The sequence below is a fragment of the Enterococcus massiliensis genome (assembly GCF_001050095.1).
Classification (GTDB): Bacteria; Bacillota; Bacilli; order Lactobacillales; family Enterococcaceae; genus Enterococcus_C; species Enterococcus_C songbeiensis.
Genome location: NZ_CVRN01000007.1, coordinates 137,971 through 155,138, shown reverse-complemented (window position 1 = coordinate 155,138; position 17,168 = coordinate 137,971). Strand labels below are relative to the sequence as shown.

Below are 17,168 nucleotides of genomic sequence, written 5' to 3'. Positions count from 1 at the left end.
CTCCATTGTACTACCGTAGAAAACAACGTAAAATTTATGTGAGGTGAGGGAAATGAAGATTAGTTTAGGTGCGGTGATTACAGAAAAGCGAAAAGAAAAAAAGGTAACACAACAGGAATTAGCAGATTTTGTCGGGGTATCTAAGGCGGCCGTTTCAAAATGGGAAACTGGGCAAACGTATCCGGACATCACGTTACTACCGCTGTTGGCTGCGTATTTTGATGTGTCCATCGATTCTTTATTGGATTATGAACCGGAATTGAATCAACAGGAGATTCAACGGATTTATCTTTCTTTACAGAAATCTTTTCAAACCAAATCAGCAGAAGAAGTATTGCAGTCAATCGAAAGCTTCATTCATCGGTATTATTCCTGTTACCCGTTTCTTTTGCAGATGGGCAATTTATTGCTGAATCACTATGATCTGCTTCCTGGAGAAAATCCATTAGAAAAACAGCAGCGCTATATTCCGAAAGCCTTAGATTTATTTATTCGGGTTCGCAGTAATAGTAAAGAGGTTGCGGTGATGGATGAAGCAATGAAAATGCAGGCCTATTGTCTGTTGATTTTGAATCGTCCAGACGATGTGCTGGCGATTTTGGGAGAGTATGTTCCGCCGTATTTGCCGTCAGACAGCTTGATTGCCGGTGCTTTTCAATTAAAAGGAGCGACAGATCAAGCGTTGGCGACAACCCAAAACGGTATTTTTCAGAATCTTTTTGTTTTGTTGAGTGGCTTGACGAATTATCTGCCTTTATTAGTAAAGGAGCCAATTCGTTTTACCGAAACCTACCAGCGAGGAGCAGGACTGATTACTCTTTTTCAAGCCGAAAAAATAAATCCGGCGGCGTTACTGAATTTTTATTTGTCGGGGGCAGTAGGGTATGCGCAAATTGGGGACAAAGCGGCGTTGTTTGCGATTTTGGAAAAAGTCTGTCAGCTGCTAGAAATAAATCCAGTATTACAATTTATGCCGAATGATTATTTTGATCGCATTCAAGAGTGGCTAAACACACAGGCATTGGCTGGACAAACGCCACGGGAAGCCAATACGGTCGTGGAGTCGGTGATTGCCTTTATTTTAACGAATCCATTATTGCTGCCTTATAGGGAAGAAGAAAAAATGCGTGAAATTTTTCAACGAATCGAAGAAGTGAAGGAGGAAAGAAAAAATGAACGGAAGTAAACTTTTTTTAGAAAATTTACCATTGTTGATTCCTGTCATCCTTTTAGAAGTAGGGTTGATGGTCACAGCTTTGCTTCATGTGTTGAAGCATCCAACCTATCGTTTTGGGAACAAAACCATGTGGATTTTGATTGTAGTTTTTCTACAAATCATTGGACCAGTCGTCTATTTTGTTTTTGGAAAAGGAGAAAATGAATGAATCTGCTGGAAATCAAAAATGTCGAGAAAAAATTTGGCGGTAAAACGGTGTTAGATGGTTTGAATTTGGCCGTTCCAGAAGGCAGTATTTTCGGATTTGTCGGAGAAAATGGTGCGGGAAAAACAACGACCATGAAATTGATTTTAGGCTTAGAAGAAGTAACAACTGGTGAAATCACCATCAATAAGGAACCGGTGATTTTTGGGCATACAAAAACAAATCATTATACTGGTTATTTACCGGATGTTCCGGAATTTTATGGGTATATGCGGGGACGGGAATATTTGCAGTTATGTGGTGAAATCACAGGAATACCAAAACAAAAACTTGCTACTAAAATGGAAGAAATGCTGGAATTGGTCGGACTGGCTGCGGAAAAAAAGTTTATTCGCAGCTATTCCCGTGGTATGAAGCAGCGGCTGGGTATCGCGCAAGCCCTATTGAATGAGCCGCGGCTATTGATTTGTGATGAGCCGACTTCGGCACTAGATCCCAGTGGGCGCCAAGAATTTCTTGCATTGTTGGCTTCCTTAAGAGGCAAAGTGACGATCCTTTTTTCTACCCATATTTTAAGTGATGTCGAACGAATCTGTGATTATGTCGGTATTTTGCATCAAGGAAAATTAGCGGTCAGTTCCCCTTTAGCTACACTCAAGGAACTTCATGCGCATCGGCAAATCGAAATTCTTGTAGAAAAACAGCAGGATAAACTGATTGAGCTTTTGCAAACTTTACAGCAGCAGCACCTGATTCAATCTTTTTCTCAAAAAGAGGAAGCAGTTGTTGTCCGTTACGAAGGCTCTTACGAGGAATTATTGCCTCATCTATTTCGTGGATTTATGGAAAAGAAAATTACTCCAGAAATGTTGCGAAAGGTTGAACCTTCATTGGAACAAATCTTTTTGGAGGTCATCAAATGAAAAAGTGTTATTTCTTTACGAAAAAAGAATTATTGGAAAGCTGGCGTACTAAACGAGTTCTGTTGCTTGTTATTATTTTTCTGATATTCGGCTTGATGAATCCTTTGCTGGCAAAGCTCACGCCTGAAATCATGAAATCCGCCTTTGGCTCAACGCTGGTTACGATCCCCGAGCCTACCTCGTTGGATTCATGGACACAATTTTATAAAAATATTACACAGATGGGTATTTATTTGGTGGCGGTTCTTTTCAGCGGCAGTGTCAGTCGAGAGGTTGCCAGTGGTAGTTTGGTGAATTTGGTGACGAAGGGATTGGATCGCTGGCAAATCATTCTTAGCAAATATCTGGTGATGCTTGTGCAATGGATTGGTGCCCTTTTGTTATGTTTTAGCGTTACAGCCGGATATACCCACTACTATTTTCCAGATAATCAAAGCCCGCATATTTTCGCAGGTTTCTTCCCGTTGTTGCTTTTTGGTTGTTTTTTTGTTGCGGTGATTTTATTCGGTTCGACCCTTGCAAAATCCAGCTATGAAGGCTTGTTGTTTACGATTATCGTTACCGCTTTGCTGTATCTCTTACAGCTTTTTGACCGCTTCAAAGCCTACAATCCAATTTCTTTGATCAGTGAGAATATGGCGTGGCTTAAGGGGGACACACTTAGCGATTTTCGTGGTAGCATGATACTTAGTGTTTTGTTTGCCGGCGTGCTTTTAAGCCTGTCTATTCTAGTTTTTAATCGCAAAAAATTATGAAAAGAAACGCTGTTTGCTGCAAAGCAAGCCGCGTTTTTTTGTGGCGACTTTCTGCTCAATTCTTGCCAATATGGTACAATAAACTTTTAACATTGCTAATTTATGCGTAATCAGTTTAAAAAAATTTTAACACAAAAGGAGAAAACGGATGACTTTTCAAATTTCGGCAACGCTCCCTGTCTTTCCCGCAAAAGATTTTAAAGCTACAGTCCAATTTTTTAGAAATCTCGGCTTTAAGAATCAGTATGAAGAAAAACGATCTGGCGGGTATGCAGTCTTACGGTACCATGAATTGGTCTTTCATTTATTTGCTTATAAAAAATTACCCGTTCCTACACCAACGAATATATTATTAGTGATGGTGGAAAATGTGGATGCTTTGCACGATGCGCTGCAGGCGAATTTCAAAGAAAATACGGGGAAAAAGTTAAGCCGTTCGGGTCTTCCAAAAATGAGTTTACCACGAGATCTTAATTCGGATCGTCGTTTTACTCTGACAGATCCTAATGGCAATTATTTTATTTTTGCCCAGAGTTATGAGAAAAAGACAGCTGATGGAATGACGCGACTGGAAAAACTATACAGAGAAAGCAATACCTTGGCTTATTCTCACGAAAGTCCGCAAGAAGCAATCAAGATGATGACACGAGGATTAGAAAGAAGCAATCTGGCTGAAGAGAATGACTGGGTGATTTTTCAAGCCTACGTTTTGCTGGCGGACATGTACGCGTTAGAGGAAAATTTTCAAGAATCTCATGCTTACCTGCAAAAGGCGACAGAGCAGGCAGCAATACTTTCTACATTTGATGAAGCAAGTGACAGTTATCAGTACTACCAAAAATTGCTAAAAAATGCAGAAGAGCAATGAGTTTATCGGACCAAAGGAAAGGTGTATAATTTAACTAGAAAGTAAAGAAAGTAGGCAGATAAATGATTATTCCAAAAAATTTAGAAGAACTAGCAGGATATGTAGAAAAAGGGCAAAACGTCTTTTTCTTTACCGCCGGCTGGTGTGGAGATTGTAATTTTATTAAACCTTATATGCCGGAAATCGAACAAGATTTTCCGGAATGGCAATTTATTGAAGTCGATCGGGATCAATTCATCGATGTAGCGGCAGAATGGAATATCTTTGGCATTCCAAGTTTTGTCGTGATTAAAGATGGCAAAGAAGTTGGTCGTTTAGTAAATAAAGATCGTAAGACAAAAGCAGAAATCGAAACTTTTTTGAACAGTCTTCAAGCATAACCGTATTTCTTGAAAAATGTTTATCAGAATGAGGAGGGAATTGAAATGGAAACACAAGCGTATAAGAATATTTTAGTGGGGATCGACGGCTCGGAACAGGCAAAAGAGGCATTTCGGAAAGCGATCGAGGTGGCTCGCCGAAACGAGGGCAAGGTATATGTTGCAAACGTTATCGATCAACAGCTTTATACGATGATGGGTTATAGTTCTCTCAATCAAAATATTATCGATCAAGAAACAGAAGCAGCAAAAGAAATGATCGAAGAATACAAGGCATACGGTGCATCCGTTCATTTCAAAAATATCGAAGGTATTATTGCTTATGGATCCGCAAAAGAAGCAATGGCAAAGCAGCTGCCGGAAAAATATCAAATCGATTTAGTCATGGTGGGGCAATCTGGACTGAACGCAGTTGAACGATTTATGACAGGTAGTGTAGCAAGCCACGTCATTCGTGAAGCGCCCTGCGATGTGCTGGTGATAACAAACGAAAAAGAATAAAAAAGACTTCATTAATAAGAATTTGAATTTACTCATGCCTTTCTAAGAAGCTGCTGGAAATTTTCATGACGAGTAGTGAAAAGTTTGTTATGATAAGCAGAGAAAATTTTAGGAGGAACAACACGTGATTTTTGCATACAATAAAGAACATGTGGGAGATACTTTGTTGGTGATCACTGAAAACGATCATGGCTTGGAGCAAACAGTGACTCGTAAACTGAATGTTGCCCGCATCCAAACCACTGATGGGACAATCATCGGCTGGAATTTCTTTCATATTTCCAATCATTTAACAATCGACGGCAAGGGACAAGTCGAATTAACAGAAGAACAAGTGACCCGCTTGAATGAATTGATTAATGAAGCAGGTTTTGCTGAAACCTTAATTTATGATTCAGAACCAAAATTTGTTGTAGGTTATGTGAAAACCTGTGAAAAACATCCAGACAGTGACCATTTGTCAATTACAGAAACTCAAATTGATGGCGGAAAAACCTTACAAATTGTTTGCGGTGCGCCAAATATCAAAGCGGGGTTGAAAGTTGTAGTTGCCAAGCCAGGTGCAATGATGCCAGACGGGTTATTGATTTGGCCCGGTATGTTACGGGGAGTTGAAAGCTACGGAATGATCTGTTCCGCACGGGAATTGCACTTACCCAATGCGCCAGAAAAAAAAGGCATCTTAGAATTACCAGAAGATGCTGTTGTAGGTGAAGTTTTTCCAGTAAACAAATAAAAAAAGTTGTGGGCTATGGTTGGCTCCCCGTCAAGTGGACACGGAAATATAATAAAATTTTTAGAGAGCTGTTTGCTAATTTTGTGGCAAACAGTTCTTTTGTTTTTCTTTTTTTAAACCTCGGCTGCGCTCGGTTGCGTATCTCTTAGCTGTGCGAAACAAAGGACATTTCACACAGCTAAGAGATACGATTATTACGCTGCCATTAAAAGCTGTTGGTGAACTTGTAATGGAGTTTTGGATTTCAAGCATCGTTGGTAACGACCATTGTTATAGTAGTTGATGTAATCTTCGATCATCGATACGAGTTCTTCGCGTCTTGTAAATTTATGACGATAGTATTTTTCTCGTTTCAATGTTCCCCAGAACCCCTTCCATTGGCCCATTATCAATACAATGGGCAACACGAGACATGCTTTGTTTCATCCCTTGATTTTTGATTTTAGTTCTCATGTTTTTACTGGTGTACTGAAACCCTCGATCGCTATGAAATAGCGGATGAGCCTCAGGCTCAAGTCGAATCGCTTCGTCAAAGGTATCAAAAGCCAACTTATTATCATTTCTATCGCTAATGATGAATGAAACAATACGCCGATCTGCTAAGTCTAGAATGGCACTAAGGTAAATTTTCTTTACTTGGTTTTTTAGAGTGTACTTGAATTCACTGACATCAGTTAGCTATTTTTCATTTGGTTTATCTGCATGGAAATTTCTATTTAGATAGTTCTTGGCAATATGATAAGGATTATTGGAAGCTTTTGTAATTCCGTTTGGATGGTGTTTGACGGTAGATTTAATTTGAAGACTACGACAAATCCGCAATACTCTTTTGTCATTGACGTGCAAACCAAAGTCTTGGACCAAATCGTCGCGGATTCTCCGATACCCCTTGTCGTTATCTGCTTCATAGATATATCTTACTAGGTCTGCCAAGTGCTCGTTAAAGATAGTTTGAGCTGGTTTTGGTTGCTTTAACCAACGGTAATACGCTGATCTGGAGACGTGTAAAAAATCACACATTCGTTTTATCGAATAACTTTTGAGATCATGGAGTTCCTTAATTGCTTGGTATTCAAAGATATGACGGATGAGTTCTAGTCCCACTTCCTTTCTAACTCCCTGACTTTTTTTAAGAGATCATTTTCCATTTCTAACCGTTTGATTTTGCGTTCTTGTTCAGCCAGTCGATCACGCATTTCTTCTTCAGGTGTCCGACTGGGTTCTGTTCCAGCTCGATGTCCTCGGCGATCTTTTAGGCCGGCTTCGCCCATTTCCTCATATTTTAGTACCCAATTACGTACCTGTTGGTACGATACCTGATACTTGATAGCCGTTTTACCATAGTTATGATCATGCACAATACAATAGTGGACAATTTCCACTCGTTCTTTGAAGGTTGTTTTTCTTGATTGACTCATTTGACTTCCACCGCTTTCTGTTTTGAAGTTTCCATGAGTATTATATATCTTTATCCAATCTCGTAGTTGGTTAAGATGTCTTAGTCCATATTTCTTAGTAATTTCCGACAAACTCCCTAAACCATTTAGGTAATCATTTACAGCCTGAATCTTTGTTTCAATCGTATAGTGTGTATTCTTCCGTCTTGCTAATAAGCCAGTAGGTCCCCCATTCTCATAAAGCATAATCCAGTTACTTAAAGCAGCCCGACTAATGCCTGCAGTGCGAGCTAGGCTGGTCATACTGTCTTCACCATTCAAATAGCTCTCTACTAGTTCTACTCGTTTTTCTGGAGTGAGTTTCATCTTTCTTTGTGGCATACAAAATCCCCCCTATACAGGACTTTTATATTTCAGTGTCCTATATAGGGGGGAGCATATCACTAACCGCAACTTTTTTTATTTGGTATTAATTGTTTCCTTCACTCTGAGAATTTTGTAACGTTGTTTGATCGATGGAAAGTTCGACATCTACGGTTTGTTTTTTTGATTCTCGATAGAAGGTAATTTTTACAGAATCTCCCACTTTTTTCTTGTACAGTGCAGATTGCAATTCTGTTGTTGAAGTCACTTCTTTACCATCAATTTCTGTGATTACATCGTATTGTTTCAAGCCGGCTTTTTCAGCAGGTGTTGCATTTACAACCGAGAGAACGACGACACCATTAGTCAATGAATTAGGAACTTTCAAGATTTGTTCTTGTTGTCCAGAAGAAATCGTTGAAAGGTCGCGCATCGTGATTCCTAGAGCGGGACGAGTTACTTTTCCGTCTTTTTCTAATTGATTGATGATTGTTACTACATCGTTACTTGGAATCGCAAAGCCCATTCCTTCCACACTGACATCAGAAGAAGAGCTGGCAGTGCTGGCGATTTTACTGGAGTTGATCCCGATAACTTGTCCTTCAACATTTACCAGAGGACCACCGGAATTTCCTGGGTTGATTGCCGCATCTGTTTGAATGGCATTGATATTGACTGTTTGTCCAGATTCGGTCGTGTTGGTTACTTGACGATTCATTGACGAAACAATACCGGAAGTCACAGAGTTTGCGTATTGGGAACCTAATGGTGAGCCAATTGCAATCGCAGGTTCGCCGACCTTCAGTTCGCTGGAATCACCAAATGTTGCGACTGTATCAACTTTGTCAGAAGCGATTTTTAAAACCGCCAAGTCTGTGTAAGCGTCGGTACCGACTAATTCAGCTGTTACTTTTGTGCCATCCTTTAAAACGACTTCCAATCCATCTTGTCCTTCTACTACGTGATTGTTCGTCACGACATAAGCATTTTTACCATCTTTTTTATAAATTACTCCACTGCCTTCACTGGTTTCTTCCAAATCTCCAGAAGAGTTGGAGTCAGAAGATTCTTCGGTTCCTTCTTCTTGTCCGAACATTCCGCCCCATGGACTCAATTCAGAGCTTTGGGATTGTTTTTGCAGATTAATTACGGAAACCACCGCATCTTGTACTTTATCCACGGCAGAAGTAATGTCGCTGTCCACATTGACCTTCACGTTGCTGACTACTGTTTCGCCGGCATTATTTGTTGTCCCAGAACTATTGGTGGGATTGCTTCCCGAACCGTTAAGTAGGTAAAAAGCACCAACGATAATCAAAGACCCGACGACACCACCTAACACACCAACGGCAAACCGTTTTAGAAAACCGCCGGAAGTTTTTTTGGATTCAGGATTTACTTCTTTTCTTTGCATCTGTATTCCTCCTAAGAAATTATTCTTATTAATAGTATAGTATCTATTGCTGATTTTAGTCTAATGAAAGAATTTGAAAAAATTATGAAAAAGGTTCGATGAAAAAAGTGTAAAAATGAGGAGATATTTTCCACAAATCATGTGGAAAAGGCTAAAATAAGTAAGAGGATAAGTTCACTAGTTTTATCCACAGGTCTGTGGATAAAGGGGATAAATCTAACCGAAACATACGTTTGCTTTAGAAATACTTAAATAATAGGCTTTTTTATGGTTGTTTCTGTGGATAAACCTGTGACTAATGTGTATAACTTTGTGTGTATCTCAAAGAATAACAAGGCTCGATAAAAAATAAGGAGTAGATTATGAACATAAAAATTATTTCTGTTGGAAAATTGAAGGAAAAATATTTGGTACAAGGAATTGCCGAGTACGTCAAACGCTTGGGCGCCTATGCCAAAATCGAATTGGTAGAAGTCGCCGACGAAAAAGCTCCGGAAAATCTCAGTGAGGCAGAGATGCAGCAGGTCAAAGAAAAAGAAGGGGAACGAATTTTGGCAAAAATTAAAGACACTGAATATGTCTATGCCCTTGCTATTAATGGCAAGAACCCCTCCAGTGAAGCCTTTGCCAAACAAATCGATCAGCTGGGGATTCAGGGGAAAAGCCATTTAACTTTTGTCATCGGCGGCTCCCTTGGTCTGGCAGACAGTGTGTTGACCCGCTGTGATACTCAAATCTCTTTTGGAAAAATGACCTATCCCCATCAATTGATGCGTTTGATTTTGGTGGAACAAATTTATCGCGCATTTCGGATAAATCGGGGAGAACCGTATCATAAGTAGGGAGAAAAAAATTATAAATTATTAGAGATTTTAGAGTAAGAGAATATATCAGTTGTTACTGAAAAATAATATGTGAAAACTAAAATGAAAGGGTACTTGATCATGTCTTATCAGATTTATTTTTTAGTATAAACATGAAAAGAGTAAAAATAATAGGAGGCACATAATGAACCGAGATTGGCAAAAGTTAAAACAATCAGCAAATGGTATTCCAACTCATGATGCATTAATTCCGTATATACTTGAAGTAATTCAGGACGGAGAAGAAGTGACAAAGAATGTAATCCAAGAAAGTGTAACTAACTATCTTCAAATCCCTCCGCATATACTTGAGATAAACTATCCTAACCAACATAATAGTATGAGTATCTTTATTGATAGAATTGGTTGGGCAATCAGTAGCTTATACATTGCAGACTTAGTCGAACGTCCAAGACGTGGTGTATACAAAATCATCGATGATGGTATATCGATACTAAATAAATACGGAGACACGCTTACTAAGAAAGTCCTGGAGGAGCTTCCGGCATTCAAGAATTATAAACAGGAGTTGGCCATTAGAAATGAACGTACTGGTAATACAGCACCTATTCCTGAAACTAATCAGGAAGATGTAAAAGTAGAAGTGGAAAGCTTGATTACGAATCAGAATAATGAGATAGCTATTGAACTTTTAGATAGAGTACGGCAGGTAGAGCCTTCTTTCTTCGAAAAGCTGGTTGTTGATTTGCTTGTAGCAATGGGATACAGCGGCAAAAATGGGGATGCCAAAGTAACAAATCGGATAAATGATGGCGGAATTGATGGAATCATCAACCAAGATCCGTTGGGAACAAGTACAGTTTATATCCAGGCGAAACGATACATGGAAGGAAATACAATTGGTCGCCCTGCTATTCAGTCTTTTTATGGTGCTTTGGCAGGTGTGAATGCTGATCGTGGTGTGTTTATTACTACATCCGGTTTTTCTGGTGGTGCACAGGAATTTGCTAAAAATCAGGGAATTGTGTTAATTGATGGAATCAAGTTAACTGAACTGATGATGCAATATGGTGTAGGAATAGAAGTAGCCAAAGTCTATAAGCAGTTTCGTATAGATAATGATTACTTTGAAAATGAGCTTTGAAAATCTATGTTTACAACTAGTATAAGTGAGTATCAGTCATTTTTTCTAAAATTAATTTGGCTTAATGCAAGTCTAAGATTGTTATTATAAGCTTCCTAAATATCCTTTCTTTACGCTGTTTTTGGTTGGCTAATGTAAGTTCATATTTTTCCACTAGTGTTGCAAAGAAATACTAACTTGTAAAATCCTTGATTTAAAGCTATTCACGCACAAAAAAATCCTTTATACTACTCTTGGATGACTTATCCAAGACCAATAAAAAGGACCTACGTATGGATAAGTATAACTTAAAAACATCATTTCAGAAATGGCTTTCTTCAATAAATCTTGATAATTTATCTGAGAATGCCAAAAATTCAATTCAAACATTCGATTATTACAGTAAGAAACTAGATTTTAGATCAGCTTTAAAGATCCTTCTTCACGCAGTTTATGAGGACTTACCCAGCTATCGAGAAATCAATCGTGCTTTTTTAGATCAACGATTATGCAAAGAAGTGGGCATTGAGTCACTATGCTACAGCTCGCTGTCTCGTAAAACTGCAAAAATTGATCAAAACGTTTTGATGGAGATTTTCACGCAATTGGTAAAAAAAATATCCCAACAAAGACCCAGTTCAAAGACAACAAGCCTACAAATCATTGATTCAACAACAATTCCACTAAACAAAGCATGGTTTCCCTGGGCTAAGTTTCGCCAGACGAAGTCTGGAATCAAACTTCATCTGAATCTCTGTTACCTCGATGAGAACAATCAATATCCAGAAAGCTTCACCATCACAAACGCTAGTGAACACGATCGTACACAGTTCGAAGTGTTAGCTGATAAGACAGAAGCAACTTATGTCGTTGACCGGGGTTACTTCGATTACAAATTACTGGATAAACTGCATGGAGATGGCTATTTCTTTGTGACAAGAATAAAGGGTAATACTAAAATCACTATTCTAGATCAAATTGATGTGACTAAACCTGAAACAACGGATGGTAAAATTATTAGTGATCAGCACGTCATTCTAGGTGGTGGTGTCAATCATGTCACTGAACGATTCAGATTAGTCACTGTACTAACAAACGGGCAAAAACTATTACGAATTGTAACCAATCGGTTTGATGTCACGCCAAATGAAGTAGCAGACATGTATCAGGCACGCTGGCATATTGAACTTTTCTTTAAGCATTTGAAACAGAATCTAACCATCAAACATCTTTATTCACGAAGTGAACAAGGTGCAATAAATCAAGTGATACTTACCCTTATTGCATCCCTTCTAACCTATATGGTGAAGATTGAACTTGAAACGACAGCGACACTCTTTCAGTTGAAAAGATCCTTTCATTATCTGATGTTCGAGCCAGCTGAAAGTTGGTTGGAACTTCATAGATCAGGTTGATTCTCATTGTTTTATCGTCGTCTCTCTTAGTTTTCATTTGAATAAACGTGTAATTTCTGGAAAAATAGTCATCCGTTGCGTAAGCACTCGACTTTTTGGCAATTTTTAACGAGAATTAATTTTCAGACTATTCTGATATTATCTATGCAACACTAGTAATATTTTTCATAGTATACATTTTTAGAAACGGAGAATAATCTTACGGGAACTCGTTATTTTATATGGTCGAGAAATCAACTCTATTTTATTTATTGGGTGCAAAAAAGATGGTAAAAATTGACTGTTTGAATGCTATTAAACTTGAGCCGCAAGTTATCCGTAAGAAACTGATTAGTTATTTTGGCGTTTAATTCTTCCGACAACAAATTTCAATTGTAAGTTAGCTGTTTTTCAAACCGACGATTCGTTCGATTGGATCTAAAAGTAGTGTTTTTCAATGAATTTCCACATTATAAAATTACTTGATACAAATCAATTCACCTTTGTTTGAGATCGGTTATGATTTCACAAAGGAAAGGAGGATGGATATGAAACAAACGGTGAAAATCAAGCAGATGATTTGTACATGTAAAGCAAAAGAGGTCTTTTTCAAATTGATCTCACTGGAGGATGTCGGAAAGGTAAGTTTGGATGTACCTTCTCAAAGTGTCATTATCGAGGTAAAAAAACCTATATCAACCGTTTCGTTGCGAGCGGCACTACAACCAATTCGACTAGACTGACAGTTGTATAGATAAAAGACGGTAAAAAATTCCGAAACTCTTAGAAAGTTGATACTTATCAATTTTGCTGAGAGTTTTTTTGTGTAAACTGACGCTAAGTTGTTTAACGAGCAACAAAATTTAAATGGGGTGGAAATTTTGCTACTTGCAATCGAATCAATTGCGTTGCAGCTAGGACCAATTCATATTCACTGGTATGGGATTATTATTGGTTTTGGCGTGATTATGGCGTATATTCTCAGTGAGAGAGAAGGAAAAAGACGAGGGATTCCAGCAGACTATTTTTCATCGATTGTCATTTGGTTATTGCCAATCGGTATTTTAGGTGCACGGCTGTACTATGTTCTGTTTCGATGGTCCTATTACAGTGCCCATCTTGGAGAAATCCTTCAAATTTGGAATGGTGGTCTAGCGATTTATGGTGGTTTAATTGCGGGCGGGTTAACACTTTTGATTTATAATCGTCTGCATTGGTATTCCTCTTGGACATTTTTAGATATTTTGGCTCCCGGTGTATTACTGGCACAAGCAATTGGCCGTTGGGGAAATTTTATGAATCAGGAAGCTTACGGGCCTAAAACAACGTTGTCTTTTCTGCAATCGTTGCATTTACCTGACTTTATCATAAAAAATATGTTTATTGCTGGTGCTTATCACCAACCGACGTTTTTATATGAATCACTTTGGAGTCTTGCGGGCGTTATTTTGATTTTAGTACTACGTCATCGGAAAAATTTGTTTAAAAATGGAGAGATCTTTTTGACCTATATCATGTGGTACTCAATGGGTCGCTTTTTTATCGAAGGTTTGCGAATGGACAGTTTGTATTTGACCGGGAATCTGCGGGTTTCACAACTACTGTCGGTTCTACTATTTATCGTGGCTGCGCATCTTGTCTTTTTCCGCAGAATCAAGAAACAAGGAACGTGGTATTTGGAGCATCAAAGTGTAAATCTTCTCTAATAGTTTAAGGTCAATGGCGAACATCATTGACCTTGTTTTTGTATTTCATGGGAGCTTGTTTACAGTGAATTTATCGGTGGACTTCAATTATCGAAAAGTCATTGCCAACCATTTTGCACAAGCTCCTGATTATTTATTAAATAGGTAGGATAACAATTACTCTGCTAAATTAGCCGAGAATTCGCGAGTTTCTGATAAAAATGTTAGAGCTTCAATTCGATCAAAGGCTTCTTTTAATGTTGCCATGTCTTGTGTGGCTGCAAGTCTGACGTAGGAATCACCAGTAGTTTCTCCGAAGGCTTTTCCGGGAATTAAAAGGACCTTGGTTTCTTTTAACACCTTTTCGACAAAGGGAACAGAGGTTAGACCTGTTTTCTCGATGTTGATAAATGCGTACATACTCCCTTTGATTGGATGTAAGGAAAGAAATGGGATTTTTTCAACCCGCTGACCGACATATTCTAGCCGTTCTTTAAATACACTTACAATGGGAGGAACCAATTCTTCGTAGTGGGTTAATCCATAGATTCCTGCTTGCTGAGAAGGTGTTGGGGCGGAATAAGTCAGACTTTCATTAATCAATTTGGCAACATCATTAATATAGCTGGGTGCAATCATATAGCCGATTCGCCAGCCTGTCATTGCAAATGCTTTTGAAAAACTGCTAAAAGTAATAGTATTTTCTGGTGCAAATGTTGCCATGGGAACAAAATTATCATAAAAACAAAAAGCTTCATAAACTTCATCTGTCCTTTATTCACAGCATTGATTCCTGCACGAATGATTTCAGCTACATAAGCACCGCTGTTTAGAGAAAGTGCGATACAGCCAGCTGCAACTTTTGACAGATCTAAATTTACGGTGCCTAATCCAATCGGCTCTGTAAGGGTAGAGATACCTTGAAATAAAATTGGTATCCCAAAGTAAACAATAAAAATTTGTACCAACAGAGGTGTGCCGCGGACGTATTCGATATAAACAATCGCTATTCCGCGAAGAATTTTTGATTTCGCTAATTTCATTAATGCAAGGATACCACCTAAAACAGCGCCGAAGGATACACCGATAAATGTCAAAAACAAGGTATAGCCAGCCCCACTTAGATAAAATTTACCATATTTTTGTAAGAAACTTTGGTCATCAGTAAACATGAGAGCAGCAGCATCTTTTTTATATCCATCTAACAAGTGATTGTCATTGATTGTTTTAATTGAAGCATTGACTTTTTCTGCTAAAACGGGGGCTTCTTTTGAAATTGCGATGGCTGTTTCTTTTTCACCTTTAGTAAAGGAAACATCAGTAAAAGCCAGCTCTTTATTTTGTTCAATATAAACATCGGCAACCGGACCTTCTAAAATAGCGGCATCGACTTTATTATTGGTAAGATTCATAACGACATCGGGTACTTTCTGTAACGAAGTCGGGATGGAATTTATCAACTCATTTTGTGCTAACGCTTCTTGTGTCGTTTGTTTTTGAACTGCGACTTTGACACCATCAAAATCATTGACGGATTTGAATTTTTTCTGATCCTCTTTTCTAACAACGACCCGCTGTTGAACCAATTGATAGGAATCAGAAAAGGCAACTTCTTTTTTTCGTTCAGGTGTTGGAGCCATGCCGGAAATAATTAAGTCGATTTTTTCAGTTTTTAAAGCACCAAGTAGCGCATCGAATCCAAATTCTTCAATTTTCAATTCTACGCCAAGATCATCAGCAATCTTTTGCGCGATAGATACGTCAAATCCAACGATCGTATCCTTTCCGTCAATGTCAGTGTGAAATTCGTAGGGTGCATAATCAGCCGAAAGACCTACTACGAGTTCCCCCTTTTTTAAAATGTCTTCATAGATTGGGTCGGTCTCTTCCGCGGATGCGATAGATACTGGAATAACGGTGGATATAGCAAAAAATAGAGAAAGTATTATGGCGTAAATTTTTTTCATTAATGAATCTCCTCCTTAATTCTAAAAATACATAAATATCCTTAAAAACAAAAATAATGAATAAATATTTATTGTTTTTGGATGAGAGTTATCATATCATAGATTAAGTGAGAGGGAAAGAGCTTTTCATAAGTAAACCAAAAAAATTGGAATGTCACGAAAGTATAAGGAGGAGAATGTACGACATTATCATTGATCGTTCGAGGAGCACCGCAAGAATATGAATGCAAGACCCATGCATGGGATGAATTAGAAAATCATTTAATTAGAAGAAATCTAAAAAAGGTAATGGTTCTTCATGGGAAAAAATCTTGGAAAGCCGCCCAGCCCTATTTTCCTAAGTTACAAACGATACAGACACATTTTGTCTATTATGGTGGAGAATGCACTGATGAGTGTACCCAAGAATTAGCCGAAATGGTAAAAAAAGATGAATGGGAGGCAATTATCGCAGTAGGAGGCGGGAAAGTTGCTGATTTAGGAAAGGCTACTGCACATGTTTCCGGTATTCCAATTCTTATTCTACCGACTCTGGCCGCAACATGTGCTGCCTATACACCACTAAGCGTTATGTATCATCCCGATGGTTCGACGAAACGCTTTGATGTATTCCCAATAAGTAATGCCTTGGTGTTAATTGAGCCGGAAGTTATTTTACATGTGCCAAAAGAATTGATGGTTGCAGGAATCGATGACACTTTAGCGAAATGGTACGAAGCAGATGCAATTATTTCTCAATTAACCGTAAAGCCAATTGAGATTCAAGTTGCCGAATTTGCTGCTAAAAAATGTCGGGATATTTTGTTGGAAAATAGCAAAAATGCTTTACTGGCAATGGATCAGTTAACAGTGAATCAAGCATTTCTAAATGTGATTGAAACAAATATACTGGTTGGCGGAATGGTGGGCGGTTTTGGGGATGAGTATGGGCGAACATCGGGTGCTCATGCGATTCATGATGCTTTGACGATTCTTCCCGAAAGTCATACCCAATTACATGGCAATAAAGTGGCGTATGGTGTATTCGTTCAATTAGTCATCCAGCAAAAAATGTCTGAGGTTGATTTTTTATTTCCTTTTTATCGTGAGTTAGGCTTACCCACCTGTTTAAAAGATATGAACATGGAGTTAACAGAGGAAGAGTACGATAAAGTCGCTGAACGGGCAGTAGCAGATGAAACCCTCCATTTTATGAAGGAAACAATCACAACCGAAAGGATTAAACAAGCTATTCTGGACTTAGAAGCGTGGGTAGGAACAAAATAACGTTAGTGTTGTTCACTTCAAAAAATAAAGGTGAAGTGATTTTTTTGTTGATGAAATGTCTAAAATTTTTATCCATAAAGTCATCTGAGAGTTATTTTATCTTCCATCACTTGAATAAAAATCAGTTGTTTACTATAATCAAAGAAAACCACCCTATACTGAATATATAATTGGTAAGAAAAGTTATTCC

General features: G+C 38.3%; 18 protein-coding genes and 3 pseudogenes. 14 read left to right on the top strand and 7 right to left on the bottom strand.

Annotated features, from left to right (window positions below; all coding sequences use genetic code 11):
• Positions 1–52: 52 nt before the first annotated feature.
• The 8 genes from BN1875_RS08000 to ytpR all read left to right on the top strand — a co-directional run bounded on the left by BN1875_RS08000 (position 53) and on the right by ytpR (position 5,545).
• Positions 53–1,186 carry a helix-turn-helix domain-containing protein gene (locus BN1875_RS08000; RefSeq protein ID WP_048604332.1) on the top strand — a complete coding sequence of 378 codons (1,134 nt, stop codon included), beginning with the start codon at positions 53–55 and terminating at the stop codon, positions 1,184–1,186.
• On the top strand, positions 1,173–1,385 hold the full coding sequence (locus BN1875_RS07995; protein ID WP_048604331.1) for a PLD nuclease N-terminal domain-containing protein: 213 nt from the start codon (positions 1,173–1,175) through the stop codon (positions 1,383–1,385). The genes BN1875_RS08000 and BN1875_RS07995 overlap by 14 nt, the downstream gene beginning before the upstream one ends.
• Positions 1,382–2,305 carry an ABC transporter ATP-binding protein gene (locus BN1875_RS07990; RefSeq protein WP_048604330.1) on the top strand — a complete coding sequence of 308 codons (924 nt, stop codon included), beginning with the start codon at positions 1,382–1,384 and terminating at the stop codon, positions 2,303–2,305. Before BN1875_RS07995 ends, BN1875_RS07990 begins: the two co-directional genes overlap by 4 nt.
• Positions 2,302–3,060, top strand: coding sequence for an ABC transporter permease (locus tag BN1875_RS07985; RefSeq protein ID WP_048604329.1), 759 nt, complete (start codon positions 2,302–2,304; stop codon positions 3,058–3,060). The genes BN1875_RS07990 and BN1875_RS07985 overlap by 4 nt, the downstream gene beginning before the upstream one ends.
• Before the next feature lie 148 nt (positions 3,061–3,208).
• Positions 3,209–3,928, top strand: a complete 720-nt coding sequence (locus tag BN1875_RS07980; RefSeq protein WP_069959639.1) for a VOC family protein — start codon at positions 3,209–3,211, stop codon at positions 3,926–3,928.
• Positions 3,929–3,990: 62 nt separating this feature from the next.
• Positions 3,991–4,308, top strand: coding sequence for a thioredoxin family protein (locus BN1875_RS07975; RefSeq protein ID WP_048604328.1), 318 nt, complete (start codon positions 3,991–3,993; stop codon positions 4,306–4,308).
• Between the two features lie 45 nt (positions 4,309–4,353).
• Positions 4,354–4,809, top strand: coding sequence for a universal stress protein (locus tag BN1875_RS07970; protein WP_048604327.1), 456 nt, complete (start codon positions 4,354–4,356; stop codon positions 4,807–4,809).
• A gap of 124 nt (positions 4,810–4,933) precedes the next feature.
• Complete coding sequence (gene ytpR, locus BN1875_RS07965) at positions 4,934–5,545, top strand: YtpR family tRNA-binding protein (RefSeq protein ID WP_048604326.1); 612 nt, start codon at positions 4,934–4,936, stop codon at positions 5,543–5,545.
• A gap of 194 nt (positions 5,546–5,739) precedes the next feature.
• Here the strand turns inward: ytpR and BN1875_RS13725 are convergent, their stop codons facing one another.
• From BN1875_RS13725 to BN1875_RS07950, 5 genes and pseudogenes are all read right to left on the bottom strand, one after another.
• Positions 5,740–5,931: an IS3 family transposase gene (locus BN1875_RS13725; RefSeq protein WP_197076051.1), complete on the bottom strand. Its 192-nt coding sequence runs from the start codon at positions 5,929–5,931 to the stop codon at positions 5,740–5,742.
• Positions 5,873–6,205: pseudogene (locus BN1875_RS13920) on the bottom strand (transposase); the annotation flags it as partial. The gene BN1875_RS13725 and the pseudogene BN1875_RS13920, both read right to left, overlap by 59 nt.
• A gap of 18 nt (positions 6,206–6,223) precedes the next feature.
• Positions 6,224–6,649 (bottom strand): IS3 family transposase, encoded by a 426-nt coding sequence (locus BN1875_RS13715; RefSeq protein ID WP_197076049.1) that lies wholly within the window; start codon positions 6,647–6,649, stop codon positions 6,224–6,226.
• Positions 6,640–7,323, bottom strand: a complete 684-nt coding sequence (locus BN1875_RS13710) for a helix-turn-helix domain-containing protein (protein ID WP_048604325.1) — start codon at positions 7,321–7,323, stop codon at positions 6,640–6,642. The genes BN1875_RS13715 and BN1875_RS13710 overlap by 10 nt, the downstream gene beginning before the upstream one ends.
• A gap of 88 nt (positions 7,324–7,411) precedes the next feature.
• Positions 7,412–8,719: a S1C family serine protease gene (locus BN1875_RS07950; protein ID WP_048604324.1), complete on the bottom strand. Its 1,308-nt coding sequence runs from the start codon at positions 8,717–8,719 to the stop codon at positions 7,412–7,414.
• Positions 8,720–9,081: 362 nt separating this feature from the next.
• Here BN1875_RS07950 and rlmH point away from each other — a divergent pair, with 362 nt between their 5' ends.
• The 5 genes from rlmH to lgt all read left to right on the top strand — a co-directional run bounded on the left by rlmH (position 9,082) and on the right by lgt (position 13,766).
• Positions 9,082–9,561 (top strand): 23S rRNA (pseudouridine(1915)-N(3))-methyltransferase RlmH, encoded by a 480-nt coding sequence (gene rlmH / locus BN1875_RS07945; protein WP_048604323.1) that lies wholly within the window; start codon positions 9,082–9,084, stop codon positions 9,559–9,561.
• Positions 9,562–9,727: 166 nt separating this feature from the next.
• Entirely contained in the window at positions 9,728–10,687 is a 960-nt protein-coding gene (locus tag BN1875_RS07940) for a restriction endonuclease (RefSeq protein ID WP_048604322.1), read from the top strand.
• A gap of 272 nt (positions 10,688–10,959) precedes the next feature.
• Positions 10,960–12,081: an IS4 family transposase gene (locus tag BN1875_RS07935; protein WP_048603023.1), complete on the top strand. Its 1,122-nt coding sequence runs from the start codon at positions 10,960–10,962 to the stop codon at positions 12,079–12,081.
• A gap of 527 nt (positions 12,082–12,608) precedes the next feature.
• Positions 12,609–12,803, top strand: coding sequence for a hypothetical protein (locus tag BN1875_RS07930; protein ID WP_082147264.1), 195 nt, complete (start codon positions 12,609–12,611; stop codon positions 12,801–12,803).
• Between the two features lie 138 nt (positions 12,804–12,941).
• Positions 12,942–13,766: a prolipoprotein diacylglyceryl transferase gene (gene lgt / locus BN1875_RS07925; RefSeq protein ID WP_048605301.1), complete on the top strand. Its 825-nt coding sequence runs from the start codon at positions 12,942–12,944 to the stop codon at positions 13,764–13,766.
• Positions 13,767–13,922: 156 nt separating this feature from the next.
• Here the strand turns inward: lgt and BN1875_RS07920 are convergent.
• Both BN1875_RS07920 and BN1875_RS07915 read right to left on the bottom strand, forming a co-directional pair.
• Positions 13,923–14,516, bottom strand: a pseudogene (locus BN1875_RS07920) (aminotransferase class I/II-fold pyridoxal phosphate-dependent enzyme); the annotation flags it as partial.
• Positions 14,507–15,712 (bottom strand): annotated as a pseudogene (locus BN1875_RS07915) (ABC transporter substrate-binding protein/permease); the annotation flags it as partial. The pseudogenes BN1875_RS07915 and BN1875_RS07920, both read right to left, overlap by 10 nt.
• 192 nt (positions 15,713–15,904) lie before the next feature.
• On the opposite strand from BN1875_RS07915, the gene BN1875_RS07910 reads away from it, so the two are divergent.
• On the top strand, positions 15,905–16,978 hold the full coding sequence (locus BN1875_RS07910) for an iron-containing alcohol dehydrogenase family protein (RefSeq protein WP_048604320.1): 1,074 nt from the start codon (positions 15,905–15,907) through the stop codon (positions 16,976–16,978).
• Positions 16,979–17,168 lie beyond the last annotated feature (190 nt).